11 protein-coding genes are annotated in these 19096 nt (G+C 64.8%); 9 read left to right on the forward strand and 2 right to left on the reverse strand.

Annotated features, from left to right (window positions below; all coding sequences use genetic code 11):
• From NR187_RS34335 to NR187_RS34355, 5 genes are all read left to right on the forward strand, one after another.
• Nucleotides 1-738, forward strand: coding sequence for an amino acid ABC transporter ATP-binding protein (locus NR187_RS34335; RefSeq protein WP_211385778.1), 738 nt, complete (start codon nucleotides 1-3; stop codon nucleotides 736-738).
• Nucleotides 739-838: 100 nt separating this feature from the next.
• Entirely contained in the window at nucleotides 839-3079 is a 2241-nt protein-coding gene (locus NR187_RS34340) for a tetratricopeptide repeat protein (protein WP_211385779.1), read from the forward strand.
• A 135-nt stretch (nucleotides 3080-3214) separates the two neighbouring features.
• Nucleotides 3215-5455: a tetratricopeptide repeat protein gene (locus tag NR187_RS34345; RefSeq protein ID WP_211385780.1), complete on the forward strand. Its 2241-nt coding sequence runs from the start codon at nucleotides 3215-3217 to the stop codon at nucleotides 5453-5455.
• Nucleotides 5456-5567: 112 nt separating this feature from the next.
• Nucleotides 5568-7787, forward strand: a complete 2220-nt coding sequence (locus NR187_RS34350; RefSeq protein ID WP_256809444.1) for a tetratricopeptide repeat protein — start codon at nucleotides 5568-5570, stop codon at nucleotides 7785-7787.
• On the forward strand, nucleotides 7774-8154 hold the full coding sequence (locus tag NR187_RS34355) for a hypothetical protein (protein ID WP_256809445.1): 381 nt from the start codon (nucleotides 7774-7776) through the stop codon (nucleotides 8152-8154). Before NR187_RS34350 ends, NR187_RS34355 begins: the two co-directional genes overlap by 14 nt.
• Here the strand turns inward: NR187_RS34355 and NR187_RS34360 are convergent.
• On the reverse strand, nucleotides 8151-9185 hold the full coding sequence (locus tag NR187_RS34360; RefSeq protein WP_256809446.1) for a cysteine synthase A: 1035 nt from the start codon (nucleotides 9183-9185) through the stop codon (nucleotides 8151-8153). The two genes, NR187_RS34355 and NR187_RS34360, sit on opposite strands and share 4 nt — an antisense overlap.
• A 30-nt stretch (nucleotides 9186-9215) precedes the next feature.
• Complete coding sequence (locus NR187_RS34365; protein ID WP_256809447.1) at nucleotides 9216-9458, reverse strand: hypothetical protein; 243 nt, start codon at nucleotides 9456-9458, stop codon at nucleotides 9216-9218.
• Nucleotides 9459-9928: 470 nt separating this feature from the next.
• On the opposite strand from NR187_RS34365, the gene NR187_RS34370 reads away from it, so the two are divergent.
• From NR187_RS34370 to NR187_RS34385, 4 genes are read left to right on the forward strand one after another with little or no spacing between them, the layout of a single operon-like run.
• Nucleotides 9929-11380 (forward strand): efflux transporter outer membrane subunit, encoded by a 1452-nt coding sequence (locus tag NR187_RS34370; RefSeq protein WP_211385783.1) that lies wholly within the window; start codon nucleotides 9929-9931, stop codon nucleotides 11378-11380.
• Entirely contained in the window at nucleotides 11370-12776 is a 1407-nt protein-coding gene (locus NR187_RS34375; RefSeq protein ID WP_256809449.1) for an efflux RND transporter periplasmic adaptor subunit, read from the forward strand. The genes NR187_RS34370 and NR187_RS34375 overlap by 11 nt, the downstream gene beginning before the upstream one ends.
• Nucleotides 12777-12812: 36 nt before the next feature.
• Nucleotides 12813-15962: an efflux RND transporter permease subunit gene (locus tag NR187_RS34380; RefSeq protein WP_256809450.1), complete on the forward strand. Its 3150-nt coding sequence runs from the start codon at nucleotides 12813-12815 to the stop codon at nucleotides 15960-15962.
• Complete coding sequence (locus NR187_RS34385; RefSeq protein WP_211385786.1) at nucleotides 15962-19066, forward strand: efflux RND transporter permease subunit; 3105 nt, start codon at nucleotides 15962-15964, stop codon at nucleotides 19064-19066. Before NR187_RS34380 ends, NR187_RS34385 begins: the two co-directional genes overlap by 1 nt.
• Nucleotides 19067-19096 lie beyond the last annotated feature (30 nt).

A 19096-nucleotide genomic window follows, 5' to 3' on the forward strand; every position in this document is an offset into this window, starting at 1 on the left:
ATGTCCGACCCCATCGTCAAGATTTCCGGCCTGAACAAATGGTACGGCGAGTTTCACGTGCTGCGCGACATCGACCTCGATGTCCACAAGGGCGAGCGCATCGTGATCTGCGGCCCCTCGGGCTCGGGCAAGTCGACCTTGATCCGCTGCATCAACGCGCTCGAGGAGTTTCAGGAAGGCGAGATCGTCGTTGACGGCATCGAGCTCGGGCCGAACCTCAAGCATGTCGATGCCGTGCGCCGCGAAGTCGGCATGGTGTTCCAGAGCTTCAACCTGTTCCCGCATCTGACCGTGCTGGACAATTGCACGCTGGCGCCGATCTGGGTACGCAACATCCCCAAGAAGGACGCCGAGGCGGCCGCAATGAAATTCCTGGAGCGGGTCAAGATTCCGCACCAGGCCAACAAGTTTCCGGGGCAGATGTCCGGCGGCCAGCAGCAGCGCGTCGCGATCGCGCGCGCCCTGACCATGAACCCGAAGGTGATGCTGTTCGACGAGCCGACGTCGGCCCTCGACCCCGAGATGGTCAAGGAGGTGCTGGACACCATGGTCGACCTCGCCGAGGAGGGCATGACGATGCTGGTCGTGACCCACGAGATGGGCTTTGCCCGCGAGGTCGCCAACCGCGTCGTGTTCATGGATGCCGGCCAGATCATCGAGGCCAACACCCCGCACGAATTCTTTGCCAGCCCGCAACACGCCCGCACAAAACTGTTCCTGAGCCAGATTTTGCGGTGAGCACCGGCTATTCGCTGGAATCGCCGGTCTAACTGACCGGTCAGCTTGGCACCATGCGAATCAGCCAGTCTCTCTTCGGGCCATACTCCGGAGAGAGACCTTGCAGGGTAGTGTCGGCGCGCGCGCATACCAGAACGCGCGCTTGGAAAAGAAGCTGAGGAAGCAGGCGGACGCCGTTATGGCCGTCGCGATTCAGGCGCTCGGGCAGGGCAGGTACGCGGAGGCCGAGACACTCTGCCGCCAGATTGTGCAGGAAGTTCCGGATCACTTCCACGCCACGCACCTGCTCGGCCTGCGCGCGTACGACGGCCGGCGGCTGGAGGAGGCGCGACAACTGCTGGAGCGCGCGATTGCGCTCGATCCGCGCTCGCCCGACGCCCATGGGAATCTCGGGATCGTCTATTTCGATCTTCAGAAATTTGAGGCCGCCCGCGCAAGCCAGGAGAAGGCCATCGCGCTCAAGCCGAATTGTCCGATCACCCTGACCAATCTCGGCAATACGCTGCTGCACATGGGCCTCGGCGAGCAGGCGATCGGACTGCACGACCGCGCCATTCATCTGAGGCCGGACTATGCCGATGCATTTTGTAATCGTGGCATGGCGGAGCTGACGATGGGTCAGTTCGAGCGCGCCGAGGCGAGTTTCGATCGCGCCCTGTTGTTTCAGCCGCGTCATGCCGAAGCGATCGCCGGCAAGGGAATGGTGTGCATCGAGCTCCGGCACTACGAAGAGGCGGCGGCCGCCCTCGCGGCAGCGCTCGCGATCAAGCCAGGTTCACCGAGGATTCTGGTGCAGCGCGGACGGCTCAATTTGATCCTGTCCCGGCACGAGCAGGCGGCAGCGGACTTCGATGCGGCGCTGGCGCAATCGCCGAGGCTTGACCTCGCGCTGCGCTGGAAGGCGCAAGTCAACATTCTCCTGGGAAACACGGCGCAGGCGATTGCGGCGGTCAAGACCATGCTCGAGGAAAATCCGCGATCCGACATCGGAATGACGCTTCTGGCTTCCTGCTACGTGAACCAGGGAGACATCGCGACGGCGCTCGCGCACGTCGACGCGGCGCTGGAAATCTCGCCGGACTATCCGGATGCCATCGGATACAAGATCTTCCTGCTGGATTATCTGCCGGAGGCCGATTTCGTGGTCCAGCAGGCGGTGCGAAGATCCTGGGGCGATGCGATCGGCGCCAAATTGAAGCAACGGGCGTTGTCGCCCCGCAAGCTCGATCCGGACAAACGGATCGTGATTGGATATGTCGCTTCCGAATTCAGGAACCACTCGGCCGCGTTCGCTCTGTTCCCGGTGCTGCGCCATCATGATCATGCCAGGTTCGAGATCGTCTGCTATTCCTGCTGGCCGTTGCAGGATGAGGTTACCGAGAGATTCAAGTCTCTCGCAGACGTCTGGGTCGATGCCGGGCAGCTTTCGGACGACGAACTGGCCGATCGTATTCAGTCCGACGGGATCGATATTCTGATCGACGTGTCCGGGCATACGACCGGCAACAGGCTTCCTGTTTTCGCCTGCAAGCCGGCCCCCATCCAGGTCACGGGTTTTGGACACGCCACAGGGACCGGCCTTCAGACCATGGACTACGTGCTCGCCGATCCAATCTTCATTCCGGAATCGGCGCGCCATCTGCTTGCCGAAAAGGTCCATGATCTGCCGTGCCTGATCACGATCGAGCCGATTATGGATATGCCCCCATCGGAGCTTCCCATGGTCCGCAACGGCCATGTGACCTTCGGCGTGTTCAACCGCATCTACAAGATTTCGGACGAGGCCATCCGCGTCTGGTCGAAAGTGATGCGAGAGGTGACCGGATCGAAGATCGTCATCAAGCACGGGCTGCTTGACGATGCATTGCTGCGCGACAGGCTGATCGCGCGGTTCGCGGCCGAGGGCATTGCCGAGGAGAACGTCATCTGCCTGGGCTCGACCTCGCGCCGCGAGCATCTGCTGGCGTTTGCGAATGTCGACATCTCACTCGATACTTTCCCGCAAAACGGCGGCATCAGCACCTGGGAATCCCTTTATGCTGGTGTTCCGGTCGTCGCCAAGCTCGGCAACGGTTCCTCGTCGCGCGCCAGCGGCTCCATCGTGGCCGCCGTCGGCCTCGACGACTGGGTCGCCGGGGATGACGAGGGCTATGCTGCAATCGCCTGCAAATACGCAGCGCAGCCTGACCATCTGGCGAAGTTACGCGCGGAGTTGCCGGCTCGGATCGCAGCTTCGCCCGCCGGCAACGTCGAACGCTACACGCGCGAGGTCGAAGCGGGTTATCGCAAGTTCTGGCGCGACTATTGTGCCGCGGCCCCGGAAGGCGGAGATGCTGTGTAGGCCGGTCGGCTGTTCCAGAGCCAGATCCTGCACTGAGCACCGGGAAATTCCGGGGGTGCCGCCGGTCCTGCCGACCGGCCGGGAAGGCTTGCGAATCAGTTAGACTCATCCCGGGTCACCCTTCGGAGAGCAACCTTGCAGAGCAGCGCCGGCGCGCGCGCGTTCCAGAACGCGCGATTGCAGAAGAAGTTGAAGAAGCAGGTGGATGCCGTCCTCTCCGCCGCGGCAAGCGCCTATGGCCAGGGTAAATATGCGGAGACCGAGGCGCTCTGCCGTGAGATCCTGAAAGCGCTTCCAGATCATGTCGACGCCATGCACCTGCTCGGCATGTGCGCGCATGACGGCCGGCGACTGGAGGAGGCGCAAGAGCTGCTCGAGCGCGTGATTGCACTCGATCCGCGCCTGCATGATGCCCACAACAACCTCGCTACCGTGCATTTCGACCTCGGCAATTACGAAGAGGCGCGGCGGTGCCAGGAGAGAGCCATCGCGCTGAAGCCGAATTTCGCGGTCGCGCTGACCAATCTTGGCAACACGCTGATGCATCTGGGGCTGTATGGGCAGGCCCTCGAGCTGCACGAACGCGCCATCAAGTTGAAGCCGGACTATGCCGATGCGTTCTGCAATCGGGGCATGATCGAGATCCTGCTTGGACAAGTCGAGCGCGCGAGGGAAAGTTTCGAGCGCGCCCTGCTGTTTCAGCCGCGCCATGCCGAGGCAATCGTCGGCAACAGCATGGTCAGCATGGAACTCCGGCACCACGACGATGCGGCAGCCAAGCTTGCCATGGCGCTCGCGATCAAGCCCGGCTCGCCGCGAATCCTGGCTCAGCGTGGGCGGCTTAGCTACGAATTGCAGCGCGTGGAGCAGGCACTTGCGGATTTCGAGGCGGCACTTGCGATCTCGCCCAAGCTCGAACTAGCCCTCCGGGGCAAGGCGCAGGCCTGCCTCGTCGTCGGAAAGACCGCGCAGGCGATCGCGGCCGCAACGACCTTGATCGAGCGAAATCCGCGCTCCGAAATTGGGTTGGCGTTGATGGGCTTCGCGTATTCGAACCAGGGAGAGATGGACACCGCAATCGAATATCTCGATCGCGCGCTGGCGATAAGGCCCGACTATGGCGATGCGATCAGGGGAAAAATCTTCCTGCAGGACTACCGCGAGGAAGCCGATTTCGTGGTCCAGCAGGCGGTGCGACGAGACTGGTGGGACCTGATCGGCTCCAAGCTGCCGCGGCGGACGCTGCCGAAGCGGCCGCTCGATCCGGAAAAGCGGATTGTTGTCGGCTATGTCGCTGCCGAATTCCGGCAGCACTCGGCGGGGCTCTCTCTGCTGCCGGTGTTGCGCCATCACGATCACACGAAATTTGAAATCATCTGCTATTACACTTGGCCGGGAGCGGACGAGTATACCGCCATGTTCAAGCCAATGGCGGACGTCTGGGTTGACGCCTGGGGGCTTTCGGACGACGAGCTCGCCGATCGCATTCAGGCCGACAATGTCGACATCCTCATCGACGTATCGGGCCACACGACCGGTAACAGGCTGCAGACTTTCGCGCGGAAGCCGGCTCCGATCCAGGCCACCGGCTTCGGGCACGCGACGGGCACGGGCATGCAGACCATGGACTATGTGCTCGCGGATCCCGTTTTCATTCCGCCATCGGTCCGGCATCTGTTTGCCGAAAAGATCCACGATCTGCCGTGTCTGATCACGATCGAGCCCGTCTCGGATCAGCAGCCTTCCGAGCTTCCGATGCTCCGCAACGGCTATGTCACTTTCGGCGTCTTCAACCGCATTTACAAGATTTCGGATCACGCGATCCGTGTGTGGTCGCGCCTGATGAGCGAACTGCCGGGATCGAAGATCATCATCAAGCATGGTTTGCTCGACGATCAATTGCTGCGCGACAGCCTGGTCGCGCGCTTCGTGGCGCAGGGCATTGCCGAGGAGAGCATCACGTGCCTCGGCACCACCTCCCGCAACGACCACCTGCTTGCCTTTGGCCAGGTTGACATATCCCTCGACACGTTCCCGCAGAATGGCGGCATCAGCACCTGGGAATCGCTCTACAAGGGCGTTCCCGTCGTGGCCAAGCTCGGCAACGGCGCGTCCTCGCGTGCCGGCGCCTCCATCGTCGCCGCCGTCGGTCTCGGCGACTGGGTCGCCGAGGATGACGACGGCTACATCGAGATCGCCCGCAAGTTTGCGACGCAGCCCGATCATCTGGCGAAGTTGCGCGCAGATTTGCCGGCCCGGATCGCGGCCTCGCCCGCAGGCAATGTCGAGATCTACACGCGTGAGCTCGAAGCGGGTTACCGCCAGTTCTGGCGCGACTATTGCGCCGATGCCTCCGAACGCTGCGACGTTGCGTAGGCGAAGCCTGCGCCGAGCACCGGCATATCCCGGAGTTTGCCGGACCGGCTGAGCAGCCGGTCCTGGCTGCGAATCAGCTAGACTCCTCCCGGGCCATCCTCCGGAGAGAACCTTGCAGAGCAGCGCCGGCGCGCGCGCATTTCAGAATGCGCGATTGCAGAAGAAGTTGAAGAAGCAGGCGGACGGTATCATTACCGCCGCGGCGAGCGCCTATGGCCAGGGCAGATATGCGGAGACCGAGGCGCTCTGCCGCCAGGTCCTGCAAGCTGTTCCGGATCATTTCGACGCCACACACCTGCTCGGCCTGTCCGTGCAGCAGGGCGGACGCCTGGAGGAGGCGCAACAACTGCTCGAGCGCGCGATCGCGATCGATCCGCGTTCGCACGAGGCCTACAACAATCTCGCGGCGGTACACTTCGGCCGTCGGAAATTTGAGGCCGCCCGGACCTGTCAGGAGAAGGCGATCGCGCTGAAGCCGAATTTTGCGCTGGCCCTGACCGGCCTCGGCAATACCTTGCTCCACATGAACCTGCCCGAGCAGGCCATCGAACTGTACGATCGCGCCATCAGGCTGAAGCCCGACCATGCGGATGCGCTTTGCAATCGTGGCTTGGCGGAGCTGGCGCTGGGCCAGTTTGAGCGCTCCAGGCAAAGTTTCGATCGCGCTTTATTGTTCCAGCCGCGTCACGCGGAAGCGCTCGTCGGCAAAGGCGTAGTCGGTATCGACCTCAAGCATTACGATGAGGCCGAAGCCGCGCTCGCGGCGGCGCTGAAGATCAGGCCCGGTTCGGCCAAGGCTCTGGCGCATCGTGGGCGGCTCAATCTCGCGCTGTCGCGCCCGCAACAGGCGGCGGCGGATTTCGATGCAGCGCTTGCGCTTTCGCCCAGGCTCGAGGTGGCCTTGCAGGGGAAGGCGCAAGTCTCGCTCAGCATGGGCAATACGGCGCAGGCGATCTTGGCCTGCAACACCTTGCTCGAGGAAAACCCGCGCTCTGCGATCGCCATGACCCTGCTGAGCGCCTGTTTCGCAAACCAGGGAGAGATCGCGTCCGCGATCCGGCATCTCGACGCGGCGCTGGCAATCGCGCCGGATAATGCGGACTTGATCGCGCGGAAGATCTTCTTTCTCGACTATCTGTCCGAGGCCGATTTCGCGGTTCAGCAGGCTGCGCGAAAACACTGGGGGCAGGTGATCGGCGCCAGGTTCCCGCGAAGGGCTCTCTTACCCCGGCAGCTCGATCCGGAGCGGCGGATCGTGATCGGTTACGTTGCTGCCGAGTTCTGGTACCATTCGGCGGCGTTCACGCTGTTGCCGGTGCTGCGCCATCACGATCACGCCAAATTCGAGATCGTCTGCTATTCCTGCTCGCCGCGACAGGACGAGATGACTGCGGAATTCAAGGCGGCGGCCGACGTCTGGGTCGACGCCTGGCAGCTTTCGGACGACGAGCTGGCCGATCGCATTCAGGCCGACGGGATCGATATCCTGATCGATGTGTCCGGGCATACGACCGGCAACAGGCTTCCTGTCTTCGCCCGCAAGCCGGCCCCCATTCAGGTCACGGGTTTCGGGCATGCGACCGGCACGGGCCTTCAGGCCATGGACCACGTGCTCGCGGATCCGGTCTTCATTCCGCAATCGGCGCGCCATCTGCTGGTCGAGAAGGTCTTTGACCTGCCGTGCCTGATCACGATCGATCCCGTTCTGGATGTGCCTGCATCGGAGCCTCCCATGCTCCGCAACGGCCATGTCACCTTCGGCGTATTCAACCGCATCTACAAGATTTCGGACGAGGCTATCCGCGTCTGGTCCAAAGTGATGCGGGAGGTGACCGGGTCGAAGATCATCGTCAAGCATACGCTGCTTGACGATCCGTTGTTGCGCGACAGCCTGATCGCGCGGTTCGTGGCGCAGGGCATTGCCGAAGCGAACGTCACGTGCCTGGGCTCGACCCCCCGCGCCGAGCATCTGCGGGCCTTTGCCAATGTCGACATCTCGCTCGACACTTTCCCGCAAAATGGCGGCATCAGCACCTGGGAATCCCTCTATGCGGGAGTTCCGGTCATCGCCAAGCTCGGCAGCGGCTCCTCGTCGCGCGCCGGCGGCTCGATCGTGGCCGCCGTCGGTCTCAGCGACTGGGTTGCCGACGACGACGAGGGCTATGCCGCGATCGCCTGCAAATACGCAGCGCAGCTTGATCATCTGGCGAAGCTGCGCGCGGAGCTGCCGGCCCGGATCGCAGCTTCGCCCGCCGGCAATGTCGAGACGTACACGCGCAGGGTCGAGGCGGGCTATCGCGAGTTCTGGCGCGATTATTGTGCCTCGGGTTAGCTGGGCAATCATCGCTGCGATCGTCTTGTTCGGAATTGCGACCTTCACGCTGCAGTCGATGCGCATTCGCGACATCGGCTGGGATCCGGTCTGCGTGATCCCGGCCTGGTTCGCGCTCATGATCGTCGACCATCTCGTCGCAGGCCGGTTTCCGGCCTGGGCGATCGGGCAGGAGCATCAGGGAACGGCGCTCGGAGCGCTCGTCAACCTCGCGCTGATGCTGGTGCTGATTTTCTGGCCGGGCGGCGACGGCGAAGGCTCCTACGGCACTCCCCTCGAGTCGCACCGGAGCGAGGTCAAGCCCTCGCTATCGAACGCGCGTCTCGCACGGGTATCGCGGGGATCGCCGCGGCCGACCTGGAGCTAAACGAACGGCAGCTTGATGTTGCTGCGCTTCTCCAGCCATTCCGGCACGGGCAGATTCTTGGCGCGCATGAAGTCGGCGTTGAACAGCTTCGACTGGTAGCGGCTGCCGGAATCGCACAGCACGGTGACGATCGTCTTGCCGGGGCCGAGCTGCTTTGCCAACCGCATCGCGCCGGCAATGTTGATGCCGGTGGAGCCGCCGAGGCAGAGGCCCTCGTGCTGGAGCAGCTCGTAGATCACCGAGACCGCTTCGGCGTCGGAAATGAGATAGGCGTCATCGACCTTCGCGGTCTCGACGATCGCAGTCGCGCGGTTGAGGCCGATCCCCTCGGTGATTGAGCCGCCGGGCGTCGCCTTGGCATCGCCGGTCCTGAAATATTCATACATGCCGGCGCCGTGCGGATCGGCGCAGGCGATGCGGATATCCTTGTTCTTCTCCTTGAGATAGCGGCTGGTGCCGGCAAGCGTGCCGCCGCTGCCGACCGAGCAGACGAAACCGTCGAGCTTGCCGCCGGTCTGCTGCCAGATCTCGGGGCCGGTGGACTCGTAATGCGCCTTGGCGTTGTCGAGGTTGTTCCACTGGTCGGCGAACAGCACGCCGTTGGGCTCGGTCTTGCGCAGTTCATCGGCGAGCCGGCGGCCGACATGCTGGTAGTTGTTCGGATTGGAATAGGGCAGGGCCGGCGATTCCAGCAGCTCGGCACCGCACAGCTTCAGAAAATCCTTCTTCTCCTGGCTCTGCGTCTCCGGGATCACGATCAGCGTACGGTAGCCGCGGGCACTCGCGACCACGGCAAGGCCGATGCCGGTATTGCCGGCGGTCGCTTCCACCACGAGGCCGCCGGGCTTGAGCTCGCCGCGCTTCTCGGCTTCCAGGATCATCCATTTGCCGGCGCGGTCCTTCACCGACTGGCCGGGATTCATGAACTCGGCCTTGCCCAGGATGGTGCAGCCGGTCAATTCCGATGCGCGCTTGAGCTTGATCAGCGGGGTGTTGCCGATGGCTTCGACAACGTCGTTTTTGATGGTCATGTCGGGGAAAATCACTGGCAAAGAGGTTGATCAGGTTGGCCAGAACCTAGTGCTTGGGAAGCAAAAGGGGAAGGCTTTTGCGCTGCGGCGAAACAGGCCCAAACGCCCGCCAAAGCAGCGATATTCCGGCAGGAGAGACCTGCTTGCCGCGAAGCCGATGATCAGGAGATGGATATGGCAAGCCGCCATCGGGATATGGAAGATAACTGTCGCGGCGAGCGGAGCTGATCGGCCTTGTGCGCCCTCGCGGGACGCTGCAATGTCGAAGCGCATGCGAGCTCGACCAAGGAGGGGGCCTCAACGGTGTTGAGAGCGCGCGTCGAGGGTGGAAGTCCGACCTGCGAGCGGACGCGTCCCCGCTTTCGGAAGCTGACGACCTCGTGAGAGTGGTCGGACGGCTCCGGTGCAGGTGTGGCGGCAATATCACATGAAATCTTGGTAAGCTTGAACGCGTTCATGGTGGCGCGGCAATGCGAAAGATTGCTGCAGGACAGGTCTATTCTGCATTTGAGTCGCGCCGATGCCGGTATGTTGGGGTGTGCGTTTCGCAGCTGCGGGACTGTCACGCTGTTGCACACCCGGCTAGTATGAAGCCCAGGTTCCGCAGAAAGCATCACCGTGGTGAACGAGCTGTCCAAAGCCCTCCGACTGCCCCGCCGCGAATCGGTTAATCCGGCTGCGCGGTGGCGGCTTTATCTGCCCGGCGGAGGGTGGATGTGACACGGGATGGTCCTGTGGTCGCCATGCGGCGATCCTTTGGGTCGGTGTTTCCAGCGCGGCATGCGGCGCGCTGGGGTGTGGTGCTGTGCCTTGCCGCGGCCTCCGGAGCCTGCGTTCTGACGCAGGATCTGCCGGATCCCGCGCTCGATGTTCCCGCGCAGTACAAATACGCCGGCAAGGCCGACGCGCCACCCACGCTGGATTGGTGGCGCGGCTTCCGCTCCGCGGAGCTGACGCAGCTGATGGAGGAGGCGCAGACCGTCAATCTCGACATCGCCGCGGCCGTCTCGCGTATCGTACAGGCGGACGCCCAGGCGCGGCAGGCGGGGGCTGCGCTGCTGCCGAGCCTGTCGGGCGGCGGCTCCGAAACCTATTCGCGCACCTCCGGCTCGTCGTCCTCGGGCCTCACCAATGGTGGCCGCGAGGTGGTCAATTATTCGGCTTCGCTGAGCGCGAGCTACCAGCTCGACTTCTGGGGCCAGAACCGGGACGCGTTGCAAACCGCCGAAGAGACAGCAAACGCCAACCGCTTCGATCGCGACGTCGTCGCGCTGACGACCCTGGCAGGGGTCGCCAACGCCTATTTCCAGGTGCTGGCTTCCCAGGATCGCATCAGGACATCACAGCGCAACATCGCCAGCGCGCAGCGCATCCTCGATGCCGTCAGGGAACGGCGCAAGGCCGGCACCGGCACCGATCTCGACGTCGCCCAGCAGGAGAGCGTGCTCGCCAACCAGAAGGCGCTGGTGCCGCCGCTGCGCCAGACGCTCGACCAGAACGTCAATGCGCTCGCGGTGCTGGTGTCGCGTCCGCCGGAGGGCGTGCGCGTGCTCGGCGGCTCGCTGAACCGGATCGCGATCCCGCGCGTGACGCCCGGCCTGCCGTCCGAGATCCTGACGCAGCGGCCGGACATCCGCCGCCAGGAGGCGCAGCTCGCCTCCGCGACCGCGAACATCGGCAACGCCCGTGCGCAGTTCTTTCCGACCATCCAGCTTACCGGCAATGGCGGCTATCAGAGCTCCGCGCTGGTGTCGCTGTTCCAGCCGCACGCGGCCTTCTTCCAGCTCGTCGGCAGCGCGACGCAGCCGATCTTCGACGGCGGCAAGATCCTCGGCAATTTCGAATATGCCAAGGCCCGGCAGGACGAATTGCTCCAGACCTATCGCAAGACCATCGTCCAGTCGTTTGCCGACGTCGACAATGCGCTGTTCTCGATCAAGCAGACCACGATCAAGCTGCAATTGCAGCGCGATGTCGTGACCGCGTCGCGTCGCGCGTTCGACCTCGCCGAGCAGCAATTGCGCGCCGGCACCGCCGACATCGTGACCGTGCTCAACACCCAACTGACCCTGTTCCAGGCGGAAGACGCGCTGTCGCAGGCCCAACTCGCACGGCTCCTCGCCATCGTCAGCCTGTATCAGGCGCTCGGCGGTGGCTGGGAGCCGAGGATGGAGAAACCGGTCAATGCTCTTTAAGCCGGATGCCAAGCAAGACGCCAAGGAGGGGACGGCGAAAGCGTCGCGCGGCCGCGGCTTCGTGATGACCCTGATCACGTTCGCGATCCTCGGTGGTCTCGGCTATCTCGGCTGGAGCGCCATGCATCAGCAGCCTCAGGCCAACAACCGCAACCAGCGGCCCGATCTGCCGGTGCCGGTGCTGGCGGCGACGCCCCGGATCCAGGACGTTCCGGTCTATCTCGACGGCGTCGGCGCGATCCGCGCGCTCAACACCGTGACCGTGCGCTCCCAGGTCGACGGCAAGCTGATCGCGGTGAATTTTACGGAAGGCCAGGATGTCAAGAAAGGCGACGTGGTCGGCGAGATCGATCCGGCGCTGTATCAGGCGACGTACGATCAGGCCGTCGCCAAGAAGGCGCAGGACCAGGCCCAGCTCGCCAACCAGCGCATCGACCTCACGCGCTACGAGCAGCTCGCGGCGTCCAACGCCGGCTCCAAGCAGCAGGCCGACACCCAGCGCGCGCTGGTCGCGCAGACCGAGGCGCTGGTCAAGGCCGACCAGGCCGCGATCGACAACGCGGCGGCGACGCTGAGCTATACCAGGATCGTGGCGCCGATCTCGGGCCGCGCCGGCCTTCGCCAGGTCGACCAGGGCAACATCATCCACGCCTCCGACACCACCGGCCTCGTGGTGATCACGCAATTGCAGCCGATCGCGGTGTGGTTCAGCCTGCCGCAGCAGCAGATCATGCGCGTCAACGCGGCGGCATCGAAGGGCGCGCTCGCGGTCGACGTGTTCGGCAATGACGGCATCACCGTGATCGATACCGGCAAGCTCACCGGCATCGACAACCAGGTCGATCAGACCACCGGCACGCTCAGGCTCAAGGCGGAATTCCCCAACGCCAATTACCAGCTCTGGCCGGGTCAGTTCGTCAACGTCCGCCTCAAGGTCGAGACCTTGACGCAGGCGCTGGTGGTGCCGACCTCGGCCGTGCAGCGCGGCCCGATCGGGACCTTCAGCTATGTCATCGGCGAGGACAATGTCGTCGCGGCCAAGCCAGTGACGGTGACCCAGCAGAACGAGCATGACGCCGTCATCGCCAGCGGCCTGTCGCCGAAAGACAGGGTCGTCACGACGGGCTTTGCCAATCTGTCCGACGGCTCCAAGGTGGTCATCGGCCGCGACGACCAGACCCCGTCGGCCGATCTCGCGCCGCGCAAGCGCGCGCGCGCGCCGGACGGTCAGAAGAAGGATGGCGCCAAAGACGGTCCGAGGGACGGACAAGGCAAGGACGGCGAGCGCCGCGCGAAACGGAGCAGCAGCGAAGGCGACCAGAAGGGCCAGACTGGACCGGCACCGGGGCCTCCGCCGAATCCTGGGGCATCGGGAAGTGGAGCCAAGCAGCCATGATCCCGACAACAGCCGCCTGAGCGGCAGGCGCATCCCATGGGCGTCTCCGAACCCTTCATCCGACGGCCGATCGCGACCTCGCTGCTCGGCATCGCGCTCCTGATCGGCGGGCTGCTGGGCTATTTCGCGCTGCCGGTCTCGGCGCTGCCGCAGGTCGACTTCCCGACCGTGCAGGTGACGACGCAATTGCCCGGTGCGAGCCCCGACGTGATCGCCTCGCTGATCACCGCGCCGCTGGAGCGGCAGCTCGGCCAGATCCCGTCGCTCTCGGCGATGAACTCGACCAGCTCGTTCGGCGTCAGCCAGATATCGCTCCAGTTCGACCTCAACCGCGACATCGACGGCGCGACCCAGGACGTGCAGGCGGCGATCAACGCAGCGGCCGGCGTGCTGCCCAAGACGCTGCCTTATCCGCCGACTTACGCCAAGGTGAACCCGGCGGACGCGCCGGTGATGACCCTGGCGCTGCGCTCCGACACGATCTCGCTGCGGGCGATGAGCGACATCGCCGACACGCTGCTGGCGCAGCGGCTGAGCCAGATATCCGGCGTCGGTCGCGTCTCGGTGCTCGGCGGGCTGAAGCCGGCGGTACGCATCCAGGCGGATCTGGCGCGGCTCGCGGCTTACGGCATCGCGATGGAGGATCTGCGCACCGCGATCGCCAACGCCAATGTGTCCGGGCCGAAAGGCTCGCTCGACGGCGCGCAGCAATCCTACATCATCGCGGCCAACGACCAGATCGCCGCCGCCGACGCCTACAAGCCCATCATCGTCACGTACCGCAACGGCTCGCCCGTCACCATCGCCGACGTCGCGCAGATCGTCGACGGCCTCGAGAACGACCGCACCGGCGGCTGGTACCAGGGCTCGCCCGCCGTCATCATCGACATCCAGCGTCAGCCCGGCGCCAATGTGATCGACGTCGTCAGCCAGATCCGCGCCGAAATCCCGAAAGTCCAGCGCGCGATTCCGGCCGGCGTGAATCTCACGATCGTCTCCGACCGCACCGTGACCATCCGCGCCTCGGTCCGGGACGTGCAGTTCACGCTGATCCTCAGCGTCGTGCTGGTGACGCTGGTGGTGCTGCTGTTCCTGCGCTCGCTGCGGGCCACGCTGATCGCGGGCGTAGCGCTGCCCTTGTCGCTGATCACCAGCTTCGGAATCATGTATTTCGCCGGCTTCAGCCTCGACAATCTGTCGCTGATGGCGCTCACCATCGGCACCGGCTTCGTCGTCGACGACGCCATCGTCATGATCGAGAACATCGTCCGCCACATGGAGAATGGCGACAGTGCGATGGAAGCCTCGCTGAAGGGCGCCAGCGAAATCGGCTTCACCGTGATCTCGCTGACGGTGTCGCTGATCGCGGTGTTCATCCCGCTGCTGTTCATGTCGGGCCTCGTCGGCCGCATGTTCCGCGAATTCGCGCTAACGCTGACCATCGCGGTCGTGACCTCGGCCGTGGTCTCGCTGACATTGACGCCGATGATGTGCTCGCGCCTGCTCAAGCACGCGCACGAGGAGCTGGCGGTACCGGGACTGGCCGCCATCAGCCGCTTCATCGACCGGACCGTCGAGGCCTATCACCGCACGCTTCTGTGGGTGCTGGAACGCCAGCGCGCCACACTGGTCGTGACCTTCGCCACGCTGATCGCAACTCTCGTTCTCTACGTCGTGGCGCCAAAAGGCTTTCTGCCGCTCCAGGACACGGCCTCGATCACGGCGGTGACGGAGGCTGGGCCTGACGTCTCGTTCGCGGAGATGCAGAAACGGCAGGCCGCGGCGGCCGACGCCATCAAGGCCGATCCCGATGTGACCGGTGTTGTCTCGGTGATCGGGGCCGGCTCGGTCAACCCGACCACCAATGTCGGGCGCCTCGTCATGACGCTGAAACCGCGCGGCGAGCGCCGCGACGATGTCAGCGTGGTCATTACCCGGCTGAAGGAGCGGGTGGCCGGCATCCCCGGCATGACCGTGTATTTCCAGCCGGTGCAGGACGTGCAGATATCGACCCAGTCGAGCCGCTCGCAATACCAGTACACCTTGACCGGCACCGACGCGGCGCTGGTCTCGGAATGGGCGCGCAAGCTGGTTGCGGAGATGCGGCACGACCCGCTGTTCCGTGACGTGTCCTCGGAGGCGCAGGAAGGCGGCCTGCGGGCGCAGCTCGATGTCGACCGCACCCGCGCCGGACAGCTCGGCGTCAGCCTGCAAGGCATCACCGACACGCTCAACGACGCCTTCGCGCAGCGCCAGATCTCCACGATCTACGGCCAGGCCAACCAGTATCGCGTGGTGCTGGAAGCGCTGCCGATGTACCAGCGCGATCCCTCGATCCTGTCGAAGCTGTATCTGCCGGGCGCCGCCAGCGCCACCGTCGGCGCGCCGAACGCGCAAGTGCCGCTGTCCGCCGTGGCGACGCTGAAGCGCACCACGGCCCCGCTCGCGATCTCGCACCAGGCGCAATTCCCGTCGATCTCGCTCAGCTTCAACCTCGCGCCGGGCGCGGCGCTCGGCGATGCCGTCGAGGCGGTGAAGACGATCGAGACCCGGATCGAGATGCCCAACAGCATCGTCGGCGTCTACGCCGGTGACGCTGCCGAATTCGCCAAGGCGCTCGCCGGCCAGCCATGGCTGCTGCTCGCCGCCGTGATCACGATCTACATCGTGCTCGGCGTGCTCTACGAGAGCTACATCCACCCGATCACCATCCTCTCGACGCTGCCGTCGGCCGGCGTGGGCGCCATCCTGGCGCTGATGCTGTGCGGCCAGGACCTCTCGGTGATCGGCCTGATCGGCATCATCCTCTTGATGGGCATCGTCAAGAAGAACGCGATCATGATGATCGACTTCGCGCTCGAGGCCGAGCGCGGGCAGGGCATGCCGGCGCATGAGGCGATCGTGCAGGCCTGCCTGCTGCGCTTCCGCCCGATCATGATGACGACGCTGGCGGCGCTGTTCGGCGCGCTGCCGCTCGCGATCGAAAGCGGCACCGGTGCCGAGCTGCGGTTTCCGCTCGGCATCTCCATCATCGGCGGGCTGCTGCTCAGCCAGTTGCTCACACTCTACACCACGCCCGTGATCTATCTCGCGCTCGACCGCATCAACCGCCGCCTCGAGCAGGCGCTGCCGCCGGTCGAGCCCGGCGGTCCGCCCGTCGCGGGCGCGACCGAGGGGATGCAGTGATGGCATCGATCTCGGAGCCCTTCATCCGCCGCCCGGTTGCGACCACGCTGCTGTCGATCGGGTTGTTCCTGCTGGGTGTCGTGGCCTACGAGTTCCTGCCCGTTGCCTCGGTCCCGAACGTCGATTTCCCCGCCGTCTTCGTCTCGGCCAGCCGTCCGGGCGCCGACCCGTCAGTGATGGCCGCGACCGTGGCTTCGCCATTGGAACGGCGGCTCGGCGAGATCTCGGGCATCAACCAGATCACCTCGACGTCGTCGCTGGGCACCACCAACATCCAGCTCCAGTTCGACATCGGCCGCAACATCGACAAGGCCGCGCGCGACGTGCAGGCGGCGATCAACGCCGCACTGGTCGACCTGCCGAGCGATCTGCCGACGCTGCCGCGCTTCCGCAAGGCCAACACCGCCGGCGCGCCCGTCTTCGTGTTGGCGCTGACCTCGAAGACCCTTGCGGCGAGCGCGATCTACGATGTCGCCGACACCGTGCTGGCCCAGCGCATCTCGCAGGTCCCCGGCGTCGGCAACGTGACGATCAGCGGCGCGGACCAGCCGGCGGTGCGGATCCAGCTCAATCCGGTCGCGCTGTCGAACGCCGGCATCGCCACCGACGACGTCCGGACCGCCATCATCAACGCCAATCCGCTCGGCCCCGTCGGCATCTTCAACGGCGAGCGCCAGAGCGAGACGCTGTCGCTGAACAAGCAAATGCGCACGGCCAAGGAGTTCCGCGACATCGTCATCAAGAGCGCGAACGGCAATTTCGTGCGCCTCGCCGATGTCGCCGAGATCGAGGACGGCGTCCGCAATGCCCGTTCGATCGCATGGTTCAACAAGCAGCCTGCGGTGCTGATCCAGATCACCAAGCAGGGCGACGCCAACGTCATCGACACCGTTGACAGGGTGAAGGCGCTGATCCCGGCGCTGAAGCAGTGGATTCCGGCCGGCGTGGAGGTCTCCACCCTCGTCGACCGCACCAGCACGATCCGCGCCAGCGTGATGGATATGCAATGGACGCTGCTGGCGACCGCCATCCTGGTGATGGTCGTGGTTTTCGTGTTCCTGCGCCGTCTCACGCCGACGATCGCGGCCGGCATCTCGGTGCCGCTGGCGCTGGCCGGCACCTGCGCCGGCATGTGGGTCGCCGGCTTTTCGATCGACAATCTGTCGCTGATGGCGCTGGCGATCTCGGTCGGTTTCGTGGTCGACGACGCCATCGTCATGATCGAGAACATGTACCGCAATCTCGAGCACGGCATGCGGCCGTTCCAGGCGGCGATCGAGGGCGCCAGGCAGATCGGCTTCACCGTGGTCTCGATCAGCCTGTCGCTGATCGCGGCGTTCACGCCGCTGATCTTCATGGACGGCATCGTCGGCCGTCTGCTGCGCGAGTTTTCGCTGACGCTGACCTTCGCGATCGTGGTGTCGACGCTCGTGTCGCTGACGGTCACGCCGATGATCTGCGCCCATTACATCCGGCAGACCACGTCCGGCTCCGCGACGCTGTTCGATCGCATCATCGAGGGCTCGCTGTCGCGCATCGTCGCATTCTATGCCCGCACCCTGCGCACCGTACTGGAATTCCCGCTGCTGACGCTGCTGGTGTTCTTCGCCACGATCGGGCTGACGGTGGTGCTCTACATCAAGGTCCCCAAGGGCTATTTTCCGACCGACGATTCCGGCTTCGTCATCGGCGCGACGCGCGCCTCGGCGGATATCTCGTTCCAGTCCATGCTCAGCCTTCAGCAGCGGCTCGCCGACATCGTCATGCAGGATCCGGCGGTGGCCGGCATCGGCTCGACGGTCGGCGGCGGAGGCGGGCCGGGCGGCGCGACCTCGAACCGCGGCACCATGTTCATCAGCCTGAAGCCGCCGGAGCAGCGCGATCACGTTTCAACGCAGGTCGTGATCGATCGCCTGCGGCGCGCACTGTTTCCGGTCCCCGGCATCCGCCTCTTCATGTTCGCCGCCCAGGATGTCCGCGCCGGCGGACGGCAGAGCGATTCCGACTACCAGTACACGCTGACCAGCACCGACCTCAGTTTGCTCCAGAAGTGGGCTCCGATCGTGGCCAAGCGCATGGAGAGCGTCGACGGCATCACCGACGTCTCCAGCGACCGCGATCCCGGCGGGCTTCAGCTGACCTTGTCCATCGACCGCCAGAAGGCCTCGGCGCTCGGCGTCCGCGTCCAGGATATCGACAACGCGCTGAACAACGCATTCTCGCAGCGGCAGATCGGGATCATCTACACCCAGCGCAACCAATACATGACGGTGCTGGAGATCGACCCGAAATTCCAGGTCGATCCGTCCAATCTCGACCGCATCTATGTCGCCGGCGCGGGCGACGCGCAGGTGCCGCTGTCGGCCGTGGTGCATGCGACGCGCGGGCTCGCCGCGCTCGCGGTCTATCACTCGCAGTCCTTCCCCTCGACCACGGTGTCGTTCAACCTGTTGCCGGACGTTGCGCTCCAGGCCGCGACGCAGAACATCCAGCGCGCGGTCGAGGAGCTGCACATGCCGGAAGGCATCCGCGGCAGTTTTGACGGCAATGCCGGCGATTTTGCCAAGACCAGCGGGCGACAGCCGCTGCTGATCCTCGGCGCGCTGGTCGCGATGTATATCGTGCTCGGCGTGCTCTATGAGAGCCTCGCCCATCCGCTCACGATCATCTCGACGCTGCCCTCGGCCGGATTAGGCGCGCTGCTCGCCTTGCAGGTGACCAACACGCCGCTGACGGTGATCGCCTTCGTCGGCATCATCCTGTTGATCGGCATCGTCAAGAAGAACGGCATCATGATGGTGGACTTCGCGCTCGATGCCGAGCGCCAGCGCGGCCTGTCCTCCGCCGAGGCGATCTTCGAGGCTTGCCAGGCGCGCTTCCGCCCGATCCTGATGACGACCATGGCGGCGCTGTTCGCCGGCATTCCGCTGGTGGTCGCGACCGGCCCCGGCACGGAGCTGCGCCGCCCGCTCGGCATCACCATCATCGGCGGCCTGTTCGTCTCGCAGATCCTGACGCTCTACACGACGCCGGTGATCTACCTCCTGATCGACCGGCTGCGCCGGCGCTCCGAGCCGCGCCCGCTGGCCGCGCCGGCGGAATAGGCGGGTTGTTGAAGCGCCGCGCAAAGCGTA

Source organism: Bradyrhizobium sp. Bra64 (assembly GCF_024519875.1).
GTDB classification, from domain to species: domain Bacteria; phylum Pseudomonadota; class Alphaproteobacteria; order Rhizobiales; family Xanthobacteraceae; genus Bradyrhizobium; species Bradyrhizobium japonicum_G.